This window comes from Bacillus sp. CR71 (assembly GCF_003429245.1).
Taxonomy (GTDB): domain Bacteria; phylum Bacillota; class Bacilli; order Bacillales; family Bacillaceae_G; genus Bacillus_A; species Bacillus_A thuringiensis_S.
Window position 1 is genome coordinate 3,467,958 of record NZ_CP031748.1, and the last position, 15,863, is coordinate 3,483,820.

Consider the following 15,863-nt stretch of genomic DNA (forward strand, 5'->3'; position numbering starts at 1 on the left):
TTATTCCTCCTCATAAATACGATTAATAATTTGTATTAACTCATCCCTTAATAAATGATTAGCCTTACTCTCTCGAACGATTGTACTGAACTTTTCACGTATTGGATCACTTGGTTCACCCGCACGTTGTTTCTTTGTTTGTTTTGCAACAAACGAGCCTTTCCCTACTATAGAGTAGATGTAACCCGCTTTTTCAAGTTCTTCGTACGCTCTTTTTGAAGTAATAACACTTACCTTCAAGTCTCTTGCTAATGAACGCATAGAAGGTAACGAATCATCTACTTTCAATGTTTCATTTGATATTTGTAATATAATCTGATCAATGATTTGTTGATAAATAGGCGACTTAGACTTATTAGATAGTAAGATTTTCATGATTCAACTCCTTGCCTCTTAAATGCTTATGAACACATTATACACAATGTGTACAATATATACATTCGGAACGATGTTAATTTTTCATATAGGATACAGTCATATTGATATAAAGGCGTTATCCTTTCCTATGATTTCTCAGAAAGAATAACGCCTTTTTCATTTTAGGGGGGATATTGTCTTGTTAGCTTGATAGCGATGTGGCGGTACCCCTACAATTAAATTTAAGAAGGTATTGCAAGGTTAATAATTTATCTACAATGAGTTATTAATGTGGATTTAGCCCATTTTTTACATGTAGCGGGTTATTTTTTGATTGTTGTCGTACTTCGATTTGAATTACAGTGAGTTGCATTCATCCAAAAAACACCCCTGATTTCCTATAAATAATGGAGGTCATCAGCGGTGTTTATCGGTGTATAAAACTTCAATATTATTAATAAGTCTTCTTTTAAAATATAAATGGTTAAACATATGAAAAAACTTCGATTGTTATATCATCTTTTATTTTTGAAATACAGGTGCTATTTTATCAATGCGGTTTGTCCAAATTCCACCTGTATAATCGTCAGGAAGACGTTTTATATCTTCAAGCGAGTCAAATCCACTTGAAAATCCAAATCCATTTCCTCCTACAACAATAACTCGAGTATCAGCTTTATCCATTCGATTAAGAAAACGATTTGGCCATCCCCAAAGCCAAGGAGCTACTTTGTCTGGTATATGTAACTCCCCATGCTTCAGGCTTGAAGGCATGTAACCAGTCCACCCTAACGCCATATAAGGGGTAACACCAACAAAACGCGAATTTCGTACGCTAAGCAAAATTGAAAACGAAAAAGACGATTCTTTGGTATTAAGAATCGTCTTTTTTTAATAGAAGGTATCTTCAGCATTTTTCTGTTTAAATTTAATTAAAGTAGCACTTTAATTTGTTTACAGTACAACCTAATCTAGCTTAGATAATGAATTTATTGACATAAAAAACAATACTAATCGGTATGTTCTTTTTAGCTGGTATTATAGTTAAAATTATTATATCTGTATCTATTTAGATTGATTCAATTTCGCATTTCCCATTAAAAAAATGAACATTAGCGCTAAGCTAGCCGGAATTAAAGCCCACAAAAATGTATGACTAATTGAATTTGATAATATATTTGTTACTTGCTCTAAAATGTTGTGTGGTATTAAAGAACGAGCATCTTCTGACAAAATGGCATTTGTATCATGAAAATTATTATTCTCACTTATAGATGTCGTGTCTAATCCTCTTTGGAAGTTTGTTCTTTGAATGATTCCAAATACAGTAACACTAACGGTTGTACCAAGCAAGCGAATAAAGGTAGTTGTAGAAGTTGCAGCTCCCCTTTGACTAACATCAATTGAATGAATCGCAGAAGACCCTAACACTGGGAATGAAAAACCAATGCCAGCCCCTACAATAATCATATAACTTATTAATAATAAATGATTTGTTGAAGGTGCTATGGTGCTTAAAAGGAGAATACCTGCTATTGTAAGTAATGATGAACCAATCATGATATTTCGGTAATTCCATTTCAACATGCAGTAGCCACCTAATTGCGAAGTTACAGCTGTTGCTAACATCATCGGTATTAACAGTAAACCTGCTTTTGTAGCACTTCCTCCATATACACCTTGTATGAAGAGTGGGATATATACTGTCGGCACAATCAATGTCGCTCCGTAAAGCAATGCGATTATGGCTGTTGTTGCAAATAAACGGTTTTGAAACATTTTAAGAGAAATAATTGGTTCTTCTACTCTCGTTTCAATAAATAAGAATGCAATACTGAATATAATAAAGCCAATTAATAAACTTATAATGGTGGAAGAATCCCAAGCATATTTTTCCCCTCCAAATTCCAAAGCAAAAACTAGACAGGAAACGGCACCAATTAGTGTAACAGATCCAAACCAATCAATTTTTTGTTTTTCATGTACGGAAGATTCTTTATAACAAATAGCAATGAAAAGTATTGCGAGAAAACCTATTGGTATGTTTACATAAAATACCCAATGCCAGCTAATGAAATCTGTAATATAAGCTCCTAATAATGGACCTATTATACTAGATATTCCAAATACTGACCCCAGAAGTCCTAAAATCATTCCACGTTTTTCAGGAGGGAAAATATCAAAAGCGATTGTAAAAGCGATTGGTACAATTGCTCCTCCTCCAATTCCCTGAATAATACGATAAATTCCTAATTGCATTAGGCTATCTGCAGTGCCACACAATGCTGAACCAATCATAAAAATAGTTAGACCGAAAATAAAAAAACGTTTTCGTCCATACATATCAGATAATTTACCGAAAATAGGCATACCAGCCATTTCAGTAATCATATAAGCGGATATTACCCATACAAAATCTTCTAAATTTCCAAGTTCTGCAACAATGGTACCCATTGCTGTTACAACAATTGTATTGTCCATTGAAGCAACTAATATACTAAGCATTAATGCCGTTACAATAAGAATAATTTTTTTTCTTTCCAAAATCATATATTTCACTTCTTTCCTTCCATAGCATTGTTTCATGCTAAAAATTTATTTAGATATCCTCCCTTTATTAAAAGGAGAAAATTTGTATTCATATGTGCGGGGAATGATTTCCGCACATATGAATCAACTTTCATTATAATCACGCTCTGTATACTTTTAGTTCTATTACAAGTTTGTTTTACAGAATTTACATGATTCCACTTTCTATATTAAAAATATTATCTGCCCAATCACGGTAAAAATTCTCTTCATGAGAAACAAGCAATATACTTCCTTTAAACTTGATTAAAGCGTTCCGTAAGGCTTCTTTCGCTTCCGCGTCCAAATGGTTCGTAGGTTCATCCAAAATGAGAAAATTACATGGAGAAAGTTTCAAAATGCATAATTTCACTTTTGATTGTTCTCCACCACTTAATGTGCTAATTGCTTGTGAAACATTCTTATCTTTTACACCACACTGTGCTAAATGTTTCCGTATTTCTTTTTCATTTAGTTTTGGGAACTGCTCTGAGATAATTTGAAGTGGTGTCATTGCTCCATTATCCCAGTTTAAATCTTGTTCATAGTATCCTATTTGTATCTGTTCCGAAAATCTAAAATAACCTGCAATAGCTGGTATACGTCCAACTAAAGTTTTTAATAATGTTGATTTTCCAATCCCGTTAAACCCTGTAACAATCATTTTTTGCCCACCTATAACTGAAAAATTTAATTTAGGTAAAAGCACTGAAGTATATCCAATTTCAAGATTTTTGGTTGTGAGTACTGTATGGGATGAAATTGGCACTTCATTAAACTCAATAGATGGCTTATGAGTAAACGTAGGTGGAGCAATTCTTTCTATTCTTTCCAGTTGTTTTCTACGTCCTTTTGCTATTTTAGAGTTATTTCCTGCAATATTTCTTCGGATATATTCTTCGGTCTTTTCAATTTTTTTTTGCTGTGCATTATATCGACGGATATAGTCTTGTCGTAAGTGCTGTTTTTGACGAAGAAAGTCTGAGTATTTACCAAAATATTTTTTTATAGTGCCAAACTCTATATCACATATACAAGAAGATACTTTTTCTAAAAAAGTAAAGTCATGGGAAACAACGATAAAAGCCCCTTCAAATATTTCTAAATAATTGGCAAGCCATTCCACATGTTCTTTATCCAGGAAGTTTGTTGGTTCATCCAGCAACAATACATTCGGTTTCTCCAGTAATAGCTTTGCTAAAATAACTTTAGCACGTTGTCCGCCACTTAACTCTTGGATTTTACGATTCATTCCAATTGCATCTATACCTAATCCAGTGGCAATTTTATTAATGGTACTCTCTACTGAATAAAAATCGTTAGCTTCCAATTGTTCTTGATAAGTTGCAGCTTGTATTAATTGATCCATATCATCAGTAATAGAAATATCTTGATATAGTTTTTTCATTTTAGTCTCTATCTCAAATAAATCTGCAAACGCAGTCTTAAGATATTCCCAAATCGTATCGTTTCCATTAATTTCAGCATATTGATCTAAATGTCCTATTTGAATGTTGGGTTGCCACTTGATTTTCCCTTTATCAGGAATAATCTCTCCCATTAATATTTTTATTAAGGTACTTTTGCCAGCCCCGTTCTGTCCAACTATTCCCATATGTTCGCCCTTATGCAAATCGAAAAAGGCATTTTCGTATAAGTTTTTATCTATAAATGAATGTGATAAGTTCTCTACTGTAAGTAAGCTCATATTGTTTCCTCTTTTCTTAAAAAAATAAAAAAGCAGAGAAAAATGTCTTGTGACATTAGCCCTCTGCTTTTTGTGTATATCATACTTTCTAAATGTATTAGTATGGTATATACAATGCCGATTTGTTGTAAAACTCATTCGAGTTGCAACAAACACAAAGGACTATAGACAAAGCATTATCTATGGCCCCTTAATCTATTCTATCATCAGCAAATAACCATAACTAAATAAGCATAGTAATAACCACGCTTTTTTTAGATTATTTAGCCGATGAATATAAGAAGCATTACGCTTCTTGATTAAGCTCCGTACAATGCTTCATCGTATACATTTGTCCGGAGCGAAGTTTTCTAACAAGTTTTACAAATTTTATATACAACATTTTTAATCCCCTTTCTTTATATAACATAAATTAAAAATTAAAATACTGCTTTCTCAATAAATTATTCAATATAATTTTCCCTTTTAAAGAATCCTCTTTTTAGACTTCATTATTTTGTAATATATCAGCAATTTCTCCAATAGTTTTATTATTTAAATAATCATTCATTTGTTTTTCAGCTTCTTTCATAACAGCTTCTATCAAGCACTCAGGATCGTTACTTTCACAACTTTTAAAAAGAGGTGCAGTCCCTTCAACTGCGTGTATAATATCTAAAAAAGTTATATCATATTTACTTTTTTTTAGGCGATATCCCCCTTGTGCGCCAGATACAGATTCAATAAGGCCATATTTAGTTAATTTCGTTAGTATTTTTGATAAATAAGTTGCAGAAACAGATTCTTTTGCAGCTAACTCATGAACACTTAAAAGAGTTTTATTATCCGCTTTTGCTAAATGAAGTGTTGTATGCAAAGCATAGTTTGTTCCCTTTGAATAATTCATTATATTAACACCTTTCATCATAACTTTTAAATACCCTTAATATCTTTTATTTTCTCAACAAACATTTATAAAGTCAATATCTTTACATATGTACATTAATACAGAGTACATTGCAAAGTATACATTTTTAAAAAAATATGCGCACCAATAAAGTTAAGTATAGTATAGCCGAAGGAGTCAATAAGCTATTCTGTCCATAATAATAACTAATATTATAAATTTTTTCACGAAAAAATTGCTTGTTTATCTTTAATTTCTAGTTAATAGTTGATACTAAGCTATTAAGATGCAAAATGAATTTCATTTTGATTTTTACCAAAAATACCCTGATAATAAATATTGACAGAAGTATGAAACATCTCTATCATGGATACATGAAGTCGACATTATTTTAGTTTATAAAAGACATAAGGTATCTCTTATATCTTCGTTTTGTATACAAAACAATACAAGGAAGGTTTCATTATTAAACAAACAGCAAAATAATGAAAAGGATAGTAGTAATTTTCTTCATTAGTTTACGGTTTGAGAAATCATAATAGAAGGGAAATTACACGTTTAACGAGGATATTAAAACCACTTTATATCTTTAATAAGTTTTACAGAAGGGAGAGTTTTTGGATGTTAAAAATGATATTAAGGAAATTCGATAAATCATATTCTGGATATTTTCAAACCAAATATTTTCGCGAAATTGTACAGCACGTTATTTTCAATAAATAAAAAATATGTATAAACATAGGGAAATAACAAGATAAAGGAGTAATTATTATGATGAAAAAGAAGTTTTTTTTAATTGTTGTAACAACTTCGTTAGTTAGTAATGGATTAATGTTATCAAATATATCTTCAAATGAAGTTGTTTATGCAGAAAATCTGTCTGAAGAATTGGATATTTCATCTTCATTACGAAAGTTAGGCGTCCAATCAATTTTAATTCAGATGTATATTGATGAGGCTAACATGCGTCCTAATATTCATTTAATCGAACTACCAGAATTAAATACAATTCAATCAGATATTAAAAGAGATATGATTGAATGGGCGAACGAACTTAATCCACGATTGATACAATTAAGTACAAAAAGCAAAGGATTTATAAATAAATTTGATAGTTACTATCCAAGTTTAAAACATGAAACAGAAGATGAAAAAGAGAAACAAGAGCTTTTGGATCGATTAGATGTATTACAGTCACAAGTTACATCTAATAAATCCAAGATTCAAAGTGCAATTAATGAAATAACTATGTTTAAGTCACAATTAGATAAAAAAATGAAAAAGCTTAGTATAAAAGTGGAAGAAGGAGAAAAGTTGCTAGGAAGTTCGGATGGCAAAGTTAATAGATACAAAAAAGAAATTTTAGAAGCACAAAAGGCAATTAATGAAGATTTGAAAGAAATAGCTTCAGTACCTGGTGCTTTAAATTCAGAGAGCTGGGAAGTTTTTAAAGAGGTATATTCATTATCCAAAGATTTAATATCACCTGTTGCAGAATCTGCGATGGCAGCTGTGAATAATGGCAAAGAAATTAATGACAGAATTAAAAAAGCAGTAAATGACGCTGAAGAAACCGCAAAAAAAGAAAATAAATCTGAACAGGAAATAGAAGAAGCGAAAAAAAAAGCACGCGAAAAAGTTGAAAATGCACGAAAAGAGGATATGATTGCAGCTGCAAAAGCTGAAGCAGAAAAGCATGACTACACCAAATTGTTAGATCCTGAAAAATTTGAGAAAATCTCTAATGAATTTGAAAAAATAAATAATCTAACAGCTGGTCAACGTGAGAAGTTAGCTGATTTACAGACACAAAATGAAAGTTTATACAAAGTAACTAAAGATTTATCAGTAAGCGAACTTCAACAAGTAAGGATACTTGAAATGAAAAATGATTTAGAACAATTCTCAGAGCAAATAACATATACAATTGAACTGCTTACTCAATACAAAAAAGATTGGGGAGAAATTGGTTCTTGTATAGATATAATGAATAGTAATGCTAACCAGGGAATATATAAATCATTACCTTCTAAATTGAGAAGATTAAAGGATTTACGCAATCAACTTGAAAAACAGATGCAAAAATTTAATTCAGCAGAGGTAACCCAAAACTAATCCCTATAGGGTTAGTAAATAATTTATATTTACAGAATAGAGGCGAGGCATAATGAAAAAAACTCCATATAAAGTTGTTACGTTAGCAACATTAATTGCTTTTGCTACAACCAGTAACGTTCTTCCTATCAAGGTATTTGCTCAAGAAAAAGTTTCAGAAAATCAAAAGCAAGAAACTAATGGATATGAATTAGGACCTAAAGGAATGAAAGAAGCATTGGCTAAAACTGGTTCAAATACATTAGCAATGAATATATATGCTTTAACTGTTATAAAAACTCCTATTATAGATCTTTCTAAACTTTCACTAGGTGAGGAAGGAGAGGAGCTAGCAAAGCAAATTCAGCAGAGTCAAAAAACTGCAATACAAAATGCGAATTATTGGTTGGATACTGTCAAGCCGAATTTTACTCAAGTATCACAAGATATTTTAAGTTATAATATACAGTTTCAAAACTACTATGACAATTTAGTTAATGCTACAAATACGGGCAACAAAGCTCTTCTCAAAGAAGGGTTAGGAGATTTATTGGAGAACATTTCGCAAAATCAAAAAGAAGTTGCAGCAGTAATTAATATGCTAAAGGAATTTAAAGGTAAATTATATACAGATTCAACAGAATTAAAAGCAGGAATTGATGGTAATAATGGACAACCAGGGTTGCTTGCAATTTTAAGCGGACAAAATGCAATCTTACCAAAACTCAAAAAAGAAATAGAAGTTTTAAACAATACCCAAAAAGAGCATTTTAATAACATGTTAGGTTGGGGAATTGGTGGAGGAATTGGTACCACACTATTAATAGGTGCTGCAATCGCAGGGACTATTGTTGTCGTAGTTTCTGCAGGGACAGCTACACCGCTAGTTGTTGGTGTTTTAGTTGCACTTGCCTCAGCTGGTGTAGCATTAGGTACAACTACTGGAATAATGGTTTCAAAAAATTTAGAGGGTTATAACAATGTATCGAATGAAATTAAAGAATTAAGCGAAAAAGCTAGCATTGCTGAAAAAGCGGTCATTTCATTAACAAGTGCAAAAAGTCATTTAACTGAATTATATCAAACAGTGGATCAAGCTATTCTCTCTCTTACAACAATGAAAAAACAGTGGGATAAAATGGGTGAAAATTATCAAGTATTGATTGATAATATAGATTCAATTGATGAGCAAAATTTAAAAATAATAAAAAATGATTTAGAGTCCGCAAAAAAAGACTGGCAGGACATTAAACATGATGCAGAATTAATAGCTAACGACATATCAAAAGTAAAGAACTAAAAAATATAATTATGTAATAGGATAAAAATGATAGGAGATTAATAAAATGAAAAAAATATCATATAAAGTTATAGTTGTATCTACCCTCTTCGGTGTTTTAAGCTCTAGTACTTTAGTCCCAATTTCTACTTTTGCCAGTGAAATCAGTCAACCAATAAAAGAAGGCAATGTACAGAGTGAATTGGCTATAAAAGGGCCACGATTGAAAGAAACATTAGAAAAAGCAAGCATATTTGCTAATAAAATGAATGCTTATTCTTTGTTATTAGCAAAGACTCCAGATATTAATATAGAAGAAGCTAGTTTATTTAATGATAAGGAATTATTGAATAAACTAAAAAATAGTCAAACGACTGCCAGACAGAATGCATTATATTGGGACAATACAGTAAAAGTTTTACTCTTAAATAACTTTGAAAATATTATAAACTATGATACACAATTTAATAGTTATTATGATGTGTTAAAGAATGCTGTAAAAGAGGGAGATAATGATGTTTTAAAAGAAGGGTTGGAAGACTTGCAGGAAGAGATACAACATAATAAAACCTTTGCACAAAATTTAATAACTGAACTACAAAAGTTAAGAGAATTGATCTCCAATGATGTTAGGGAATTTGGACAAAATAAGGAATCGCTAAGAAATCATTTAGTTAGTCTGAATCCCGAGATTATAAAAGATGAAAAAAGTCTTGAAGAATTAATCGCGAAAATAAATGACATAAAATTTGAAGAAATTAAAGGGAATGTTATTGAAGAAAGCAGTTCAATAGCTGGAGCAGGAGGATTTTTTGCTTGGGTGACGGGTAAGATTTGGAGGACCGTAGCAGAAAACGAGGTAGATAAAAAAAATGATGACCAAAATAATTTAGATATCAAGATAAAGCGTTCAAAGAATTTAAGTGATTCAATTACAATTGCATCTAACAGTCTCGAGGGAATGCAAAAATCTTTAGAGGATGCTATTGACCAATTGCAGTATATGAAAACTCAGTGGGATGATTTGGATGCACAATATCACAATATAATTCGAACAGTAGATAAAACATCAAATAAAGCATCATCTAATAAATTGGCATTTATCCTTCCGCTGTTAAATACAGCTAAAGACCAATGGAATACCCTTAAGATTGAAGCACAAGTCTTAAAAGAAGGCGTAAAAGAATTAAAAATAGAAAATAAATAGAAGTTCTATCTTAAAGTTCAATCATTTCTGAGGCATGGAATCGGTATTGTATGATACCTGATCCATGTCTTTTATTTTCCCCTATTTTTTTACGGTGGCTTTTGCCAATGCTTTAGAGAAGAGGGAAATATGAGGCTCAGCTGTGAGACACACAAAAAGTTCTAAATTAATTTTTTCTTAAATTAGCATTATTAGAAATTAAAAATTGTCAATATAATTCTGAAATCTATTTTCTAATTATGTATAAAATTTATTTTAAGGTTTCTTTTATTGTTTAAGGTACCTCTTCATTTTGAGTTTCTTGGTATTTAGTAATACTTTATAGATTTTACGAACGGAGTTATGATAAGTTCATTAACTCACTTCCTAGTATGTATTTTCCAAAAGATTATTTATTCAATCATTTACGGGGATATTCTCAGAAATAATTACTTGATGAACGAATTTATTCTACAAGGTCTATCCCAAAAACGAACGTTTATGGTACTTGTTTGTTTTTTTTACAAAAGCGTTAAAAACTCATCCATATTGAGTACTAAAACTCATATCCAAAAACAAAGTTCCTTATTTTAATTTAATGAGGTTTTTGGTACTATTTTAATAGATATATTTAGATAGGAAGTGAAACAATTTGATTTTTGGTTATGCTCGTGTCAGCACAGAAGAACAAAATCTCGATATGCAAATAGATGCTTTGCAACAATATGGCGTAGAAAGGCTATACCAGGAGAAAATGACAGGAATAAAAAAAGAGCGCCCTCAACTCGAGGAGTTGCTAAAAGTATTACGTAAAGGCGATAAGATAGTTGTTTACAAACTTGATCGAATTTCTCGCTCTACAAAACACCTAATTGAGTTAAGTGAAAAATTCAAAGAACTAGGTGTAGATTTTATTTCTATTCATGACAACATTGATACCTCTAATGCTATGGGAAAATTCTTCTTTCGAATGATGGCAAGTATTGCAGAATTAGAAAGAGATATTATTAGCGAACGTACCAAAACAGGATTGAACGCAGCTAGAGCTCGTGGAAAAAAAGGAGGAAGACCACAAAAACATACTGATAAGGTTGAAATGGCTCTTAAAATGTATCAAAGTAAAGAATATAGCATTAAACAAATTACAGAGGCTACGGGTCTAAGTAAAACAACATTGTATCGATACATTAACAAATAACCTCATTAATTTTATAAATGGAGGAAATGTTATGAGAGGAAAAGAACTTCTCACGCCTGTACAAAGGGAAGAACTATTACGTATTTCTGTTGAAACAGAACATGAGTTAGCACTGCATTACACATTTTCTACAGAGGACCTTGAAATCATTAATCAACATCGTAGAGATCACAATCGCTTAGGATTTGCTGTTCAGCTCTGTATCTTAAGATATCCTGGATGTACTGTTACGAATATGCCAGCAATTCCTGAAGGACTCTTAAAGTTTGTTGCTAAACAAATTGGTGTAGACCACACGGTCTATGAAGCATATGCAAAACGAGAACCTACTAGGCGAGAGCATTTAGAAGAAATACGTAAAGAATATGGATATCGTAATTTTACTATTCTTGATTATCTAAGGATTTCTAAATTTCTACAACCATATGCATTAGAAAATGGAAATACAATGTATCTGATTCAAACTGCATTACAAGAACTACGAAAAGAGAAAATCATTTTACCTGCAATACCAACAATAGAACGAGCTGTATGGGAAGTACGTAAGCGCACAGAAGAAAAGATTTTTAAAGTACTAACCGCCTCTTTGACTTCTTCACAACAAGAAAAGTTAGATAAACTACTCCATCCAATGCCTAATACTTCAAAAACTTATTTATCGTGGCTAAGAGAAATACCTGGCCAATTTTCTCCTGATGCATTTTTAAAAGTAATTGAACGCTTAGATTACATAAGAAGATTGACATTAAAGCTTGATACCAAAGGTTTACATCCAAATCGAATACGACAATTATCTCGAATAGGAGCAAGGTATGAACCCTTTTCATTCCGGCGATTTCACAGTACCAAAAAATATGCGATCATGATTGCATATTTAATAGATTTAACGCAAGACTTGGTTGATCAAGCATTTGAGATTCATGATAAACAAATCATGAATCTTCAACTAAAAGGAAGAAAACAGCAAGAAGAAATTCAAAAACAGAATGGAAAATCAGTTAATGAAAAAATTAATCATTACGCGAATTTAGGAACAGCTTTAATTAAAGCTAGACAAGAAAATTTAGACCCATTTTTATTATTAGACACTGTTATGCCTTGGGAAACATTTTTGGCTTCTGTAGAAGAAGCCAAAAAATTATCTCGCCCTATGAATTATGATTATCTTGATTTATTAGAAAGTCGTTATAATTATTTACGTAAGTATACGCCAACCTTACTTAGAGCTTTAGAATTTCGCTCTACCAAGTATGCGAACCCAGTTTTATTAGCTTTAGATACTATTCATGAGTTAAATGAATCTGGAAAACGAAAAGTCTCAGAAGGTGCTCCATTAGGCTTTGTTTCTAAACGTTGGGAAAGATATGTATATGATGAAGATGGAAGTATTAATCGGCATTTTTATGAATTAGCTGCATTTACTGAACTTCGAAATTATGTACGTTCAGGAGATATATCTATTGTAGGAAGTAGACAACATAAAGACTTTGATGAATACCTTGTTTCACAACAAGAATGGACAGAGAGTAAAGATATTGGTACCAGATTAGCAGTTCCGGTTCAAGTAGAGGAGTACATAAAAGAGCGCACTGAAGTCCTTTTACATCGAATTCAAAGTTTTTCAGACAATGTAAATTCTTTAGAAGGCGTGGATTTAGAAAAAGGCAGTTTACGTATTCATCGTTTAGAACGAGATGTCCCAGAAGACGCCAAGAAATTAAGCGCTAAGCTATACAATATGTTACCACGTATCAAACTAACAGACTTACTGTTAGAAGTATCGAATTGGACTGGATTTGAACAGCAACTGATTCACGCATCAACAAATAAACCCCCTAAAGGCGATGAAATTATTATATCCCTCGCTGCAATGATGGCGATGGGAACTAACATTGGTCTAACTAAAATGGCTGATGCTACTCCAGGTATCTCCTATCATCAGTTAGCCCACGCTAGCCAGTGGAGAATGTATGATGATGCTTTTCAACGGGCTCAATCCATACTCGTAAACTTTCAGCATAAAATTCCTTTATCCTCTTATTGGGGAGACGGAACTACTTCATCATCGGATGGAATGAGAGTTCAAATTGGGGTCTCTTCTCTCAGTGCTAGTTTCAATCCACACTATGGAACAGGAAAAGGAGCAACCATCTATCGATTCGTAAGTGATCAATTTTCTTCTTTTTATACAAAAGTGATTAATACAAATGCTAGGGATGCTGTACATGTTATCGATGGATTATTACATCATGAATCTGATTTGGTTATTGAAGAGCATTACACAGATACAGCGGGCTATACGGATCAAGTCTTTGGATTGGCTCATTTATTAGGTTTTCGCTTTGCGCCTAGGTTACGTGATTTAGCCACTTCTAAATTATATACGATTGGATCACCTAAAGAATTCTCAAATATAGAATCCTTAATACGGGGACAAATTAATATGAAGTTAATTTGCGATAATTATGATGATGTTTTACGGCTAGCTCATTCTATCCGAGAAGGGAAAGTATCGGGTGCATTGATTATGGGGAAATTAGGCTCTTATACCCGTCAAAATAAAGTGGCGAAGGCACTAAGAGAAATAGGAAGAATTGAGAAAACAATTTTCATCTTAGATTATCTTTCAGATAAAACAATGCGTAGACGTATTCAACGCGGATTGAATAAAGGAGAAGCTATGAATGCACTTGCTCGAGCTATTTTCTTTGGAAAACATGGTGAATTACGAGAAAGAGCGCTACAAGATCAACTACAAAGAAGTAGTGCACTAAACCTCTTAATTAATGCAATTAGTGTGTGGAATACTGTTTATTTAAGTGAAGCAATAAACGTTTTGAAGAAAAAAGAAAAATTTGATGAAGAACTATTAAAACACATTTCCCCATTAGGATGGGAACACATTAACTTCCTAGGAGAATACCGATTTAGTAAAAAAGAAATCGCACCATTAGATTCTCTACGACCATTACAGATAACTTAGTAATAAGAAGCCGATTATCTCTTAGCGTACAGGAAATCGGCTTTTTCTTTATAAAATTTTGCTTAGCGTACGAAATTCGCGTTTTGTTGGTGTTACCCCTATAAGTAAGAAGATCCTTTTTCATGGTTGCTTTAGACATTAATCGTAAACTAGGGATGCGCTCTTTTATCGCAGCAATTGGTTTATCGCCACCATATACAGTTAGTTGCTCAAGGCGTTTTGCTGGTAGTTTCTTAAGGTAAGCAGCCAATTGGATTCCTTCATTTTCATCATCACTTTTAATATGAATAAGAAAAGAGCGATCTGGAAAATGGTTAAGTACTTCATCAAGTGTTGGCATAAGATTAATCCCTTGACCACGAAAAGGGAATGTTTTACCACCATCAGCTGTATAACCATAACCAATATCAAGTGCTTGTAATTCTTTTGTTGTAAAATCTCTTGTAACACCTTTACCATTTGTACGACAATCAAGAGTCCAGTCATGAAAAATAACAAAATTATTATCTTTAGTTGGTTGAACATCAAACTCTACTAGATCAGCCCCAGCTTTAAATGCCGCTTCCATAGATGGAATTGTATTTTCTAAATAAGGATATTCAGGTTTATTTATACGTTCAGCTGTACATGTATCACCCTCAATCCCTTCCATGCTAAATGTTTGCGAAAGCCCTCGGTGAGCAAGAAGAAGAGGAGTCCTATCGGCCCTCTCAGCAAAAAAAGAACTGTTATTTACATAAACAAATACGAATAGGATAAGGATTATCCAAGTCGTTTTACGTTTTAGTAACCTTTTTATTTTATTCATTGTATTCTCCTCTTCAATATTAGTTGAAATGATTTAAACAATGTTCGTCATTTAAATACTGGTAGATGTTACAACCTATTTTATTTTATTGCAATGGATAGGATTGGTAATTGAAGGTTAGTAATTATATATCAATATAACTCTTCAGCGAATAAAGATAATTCTTTTTTATCCAGATTCTACATCCTTAAGTTAATGGATGTGTGGTGGGCTCCTATAGGGGCGTAAAGTACTCAAAACTATGAACGTTTCCGCAACATTCCCCTTTTCCTCTTCCGAATAAAATTTATAGGAAGATATAATAAAAGTATAACGATATAAGGGGCGTCTTTTATGAGAAAAGAGAAAAGACAAAGGCTAATTAAACAAGCGGTGAGAGAGTATGAAATAGATACACAAGAAAAGTTAGTAGAGCTGTTAGCAAAAAAGGGGGAAATTGTAACACAAGCTACTATTTCGCGAGATATTCGCGAATTAAATATAATAAAGACAGTTTCTTCAAACGGTTTAACTATATATAAAAACTTCACAGGAGATAATATACAAACTGATATGATGTTAAAGAAAAAGCTGGGAGAAGTTGTCGTAAAGATTGATTATATAAATCAATTAACTATTATTAAAACTTTACCGGGTAATGCACATGTTTTAGGGGTGTTATTAGACTCTGTAGACTGGAAAGAAAAAGTAGGGTGTATTTGTGGGAATGATACATGTCTTGTAATTTCAAAATCACAATCAGATAGGGAGATTCTAGAAGAGAGATTAAAATTAATTATGTAGATAAAAAAACTAC

10 protein-coding genes and 2 pseudogenes are annotated in these 15,863 nt (G+C 32.2%); 6 read left to right on the forward strand and 6 right to left on the reverse strand.

Features of this window, described 5'->3' with window-relative positions; translation table 11 throughout:
• The 5 genes and pseudogenes from DOS87_RS17470 to DOS87_RS17490 all read right to left on the reverse strand — a co-directional run bounded on the left by DOS87_RS17470 (position 1) and on the right by DOS87_RS17490 (position 5,519).
• Positions 1 to 375, reverse strand: coding sequence for a GntR family transcriptional regulator (locus DOS87_RS17470; RefSeq protein ID WP_000698389.1), 375 nt, complete (start codon positions 373 to 375; stop codon positions 1 to 3).
• Positions 376 to 879: 504 nt separating this feature from the next.
• Positions 880 to 1,158 (reverse strand): annotated as a pseudogene (locus DOS87_RS17475) (glycerophosphodiester phosphodiesterase); the annotation flags it as partial.
• 264 nt (positions 1,159 to 1,422) lie between these two features.
• Positions 1,423 to 2,907 carry an MDR family MFS transporter gene (locus tag DOS87_RS17480; RefSeq protein ID WP_208730387.1) on the reverse strand — a complete coding sequence of 495 codons (1,485 nt, stop codon included), beginning with the start codon at positions 2,905 to 2,907 and terminating at the stop codon, positions 1,423 to 1,425.
• Between the two features lie 187 nt (positions 2,908 to 3,094).
• Entirely contained in the window at positions 3,095 to 4,633 is a 1,539-nt protein-coding gene (locus tag DOS87_RS17485) for an ABC-F family ATP-binding cassette domain-containing protein (protein WP_208730052.1), read from the reverse strand.
• 481 nt (positions 4,634 to 5,114) lie between these two features.
• Positions 5,115 to 5,519 carry an RrF2 family transcriptional regulator gene (locus DOS87_RS17490; RefSeq protein ID WP_208730053.1) on the reverse strand — a complete coding sequence of 135 codons (405 nt, stop codon included), beginning with the start codon at positions 5,517 to 5,519 and terminating at the stop codon, positions 5,115 to 5,117.
• Between the two features lie 771 nt (positions 5,520 to 6,290).
• Between DOS87_RS17490 and DOS87_RS17495 the strand changes: the two genes are divergently transcribed.
• The 5 genes from DOS87_RS17495 to DOS87_RS17515 all read left to right on the forward strand — a co-directional run bounded on the left by DOS87_RS17495 (position 6,291) and on the right by DOS87_RS17515 (position 14,259).
• On the forward strand, positions 6,291 to 7,634 hold the full coding sequence (locus DOS87_RS17495; protein ID WP_208730054.1) for an HBL/NHE enterotoxin family protein: 1,344 nt from the start codon (positions 6,291 to 6,293) through the stop codon (positions 7,632 to 7,634).
• A 52-nt stretch (positions 7,635 to 7,686) separates the two neighbouring features.
• Positions 7,687 to 8,913: a ClyA family alpha-helical pore-forming toxin gene (locus DOS87_RS17500; protein ID WP_208730055.1), complete on the forward strand. Its 1,227-nt coding sequence runs from the start codon at positions 7,687 to 7,689 to the stop codon at positions 8,911 to 8,913.
• Positions 8,914 to 8,959: 46 nt separating this feature from the next.
• On the forward strand, positions 8,960 to 10,099 hold the full coding sequence (locus tag DOS87_RS17505) for a ClyA family alpha-helical pore-forming toxin (protein ID WP_208730056.1): 1,140 nt from the start codon (positions 8,960 to 8,962) through the stop codon (positions 10,097 to 10,099).
• Positions 10,100 to 10,730: 631 nt separating this feature from the next.
• Positions 10,731 to 11,276, forward strand: a complete 546-nt coding sequence (locus DOS87_RS17510) for a recombinase family protein (RefSeq protein ID WP_000576159.1) — start codon at positions 10,731 to 10,733, stop codon at positions 11,274 to 11,276.
• A 31-nt stretch (positions 11,277 to 11,307) separates the two neighbouring features.
• Positions 11,308 to 14,259, forward strand: coding sequence for a Tn3 family transposase (locus DOS87_RS17515; RefSeq protein WP_208730057.1), 2,952 nt, complete (start codon positions 11,308 to 11,310; stop codon positions 14,257 to 14,259).
• Between the two features lie 100 nt (positions 14,260 to 14,359).
• Here the strand turns inward: DOS87_RS17515 and DOS87_RS17520 are convergent.
• Positions 14,360 to 15,067 (reverse strand): annotated as a pseudogene (locus DOS87_RS17520) (glycerophosphodiester phosphodiesterase family protein); the annotation flags it as partial.
• A gap of 333 nt (positions 15,068 to 15,400) precedes the next feature.
• Here DOS87_RS17520 and DOS87_RS17525 point away from each other — a divergent pair.
• On the forward strand, positions 15,401 to 15,850 hold the full coding sequence (locus tag DOS87_RS17525) for an arginine repressor (protein ID WP_208730058.1): 450 nt from the start codon (positions 15,401 to 15,403) through the stop codon (positions 15,848 to 15,850).
• Positions 15,851 to 15,863 lie beyond the last annotated feature (13 nt).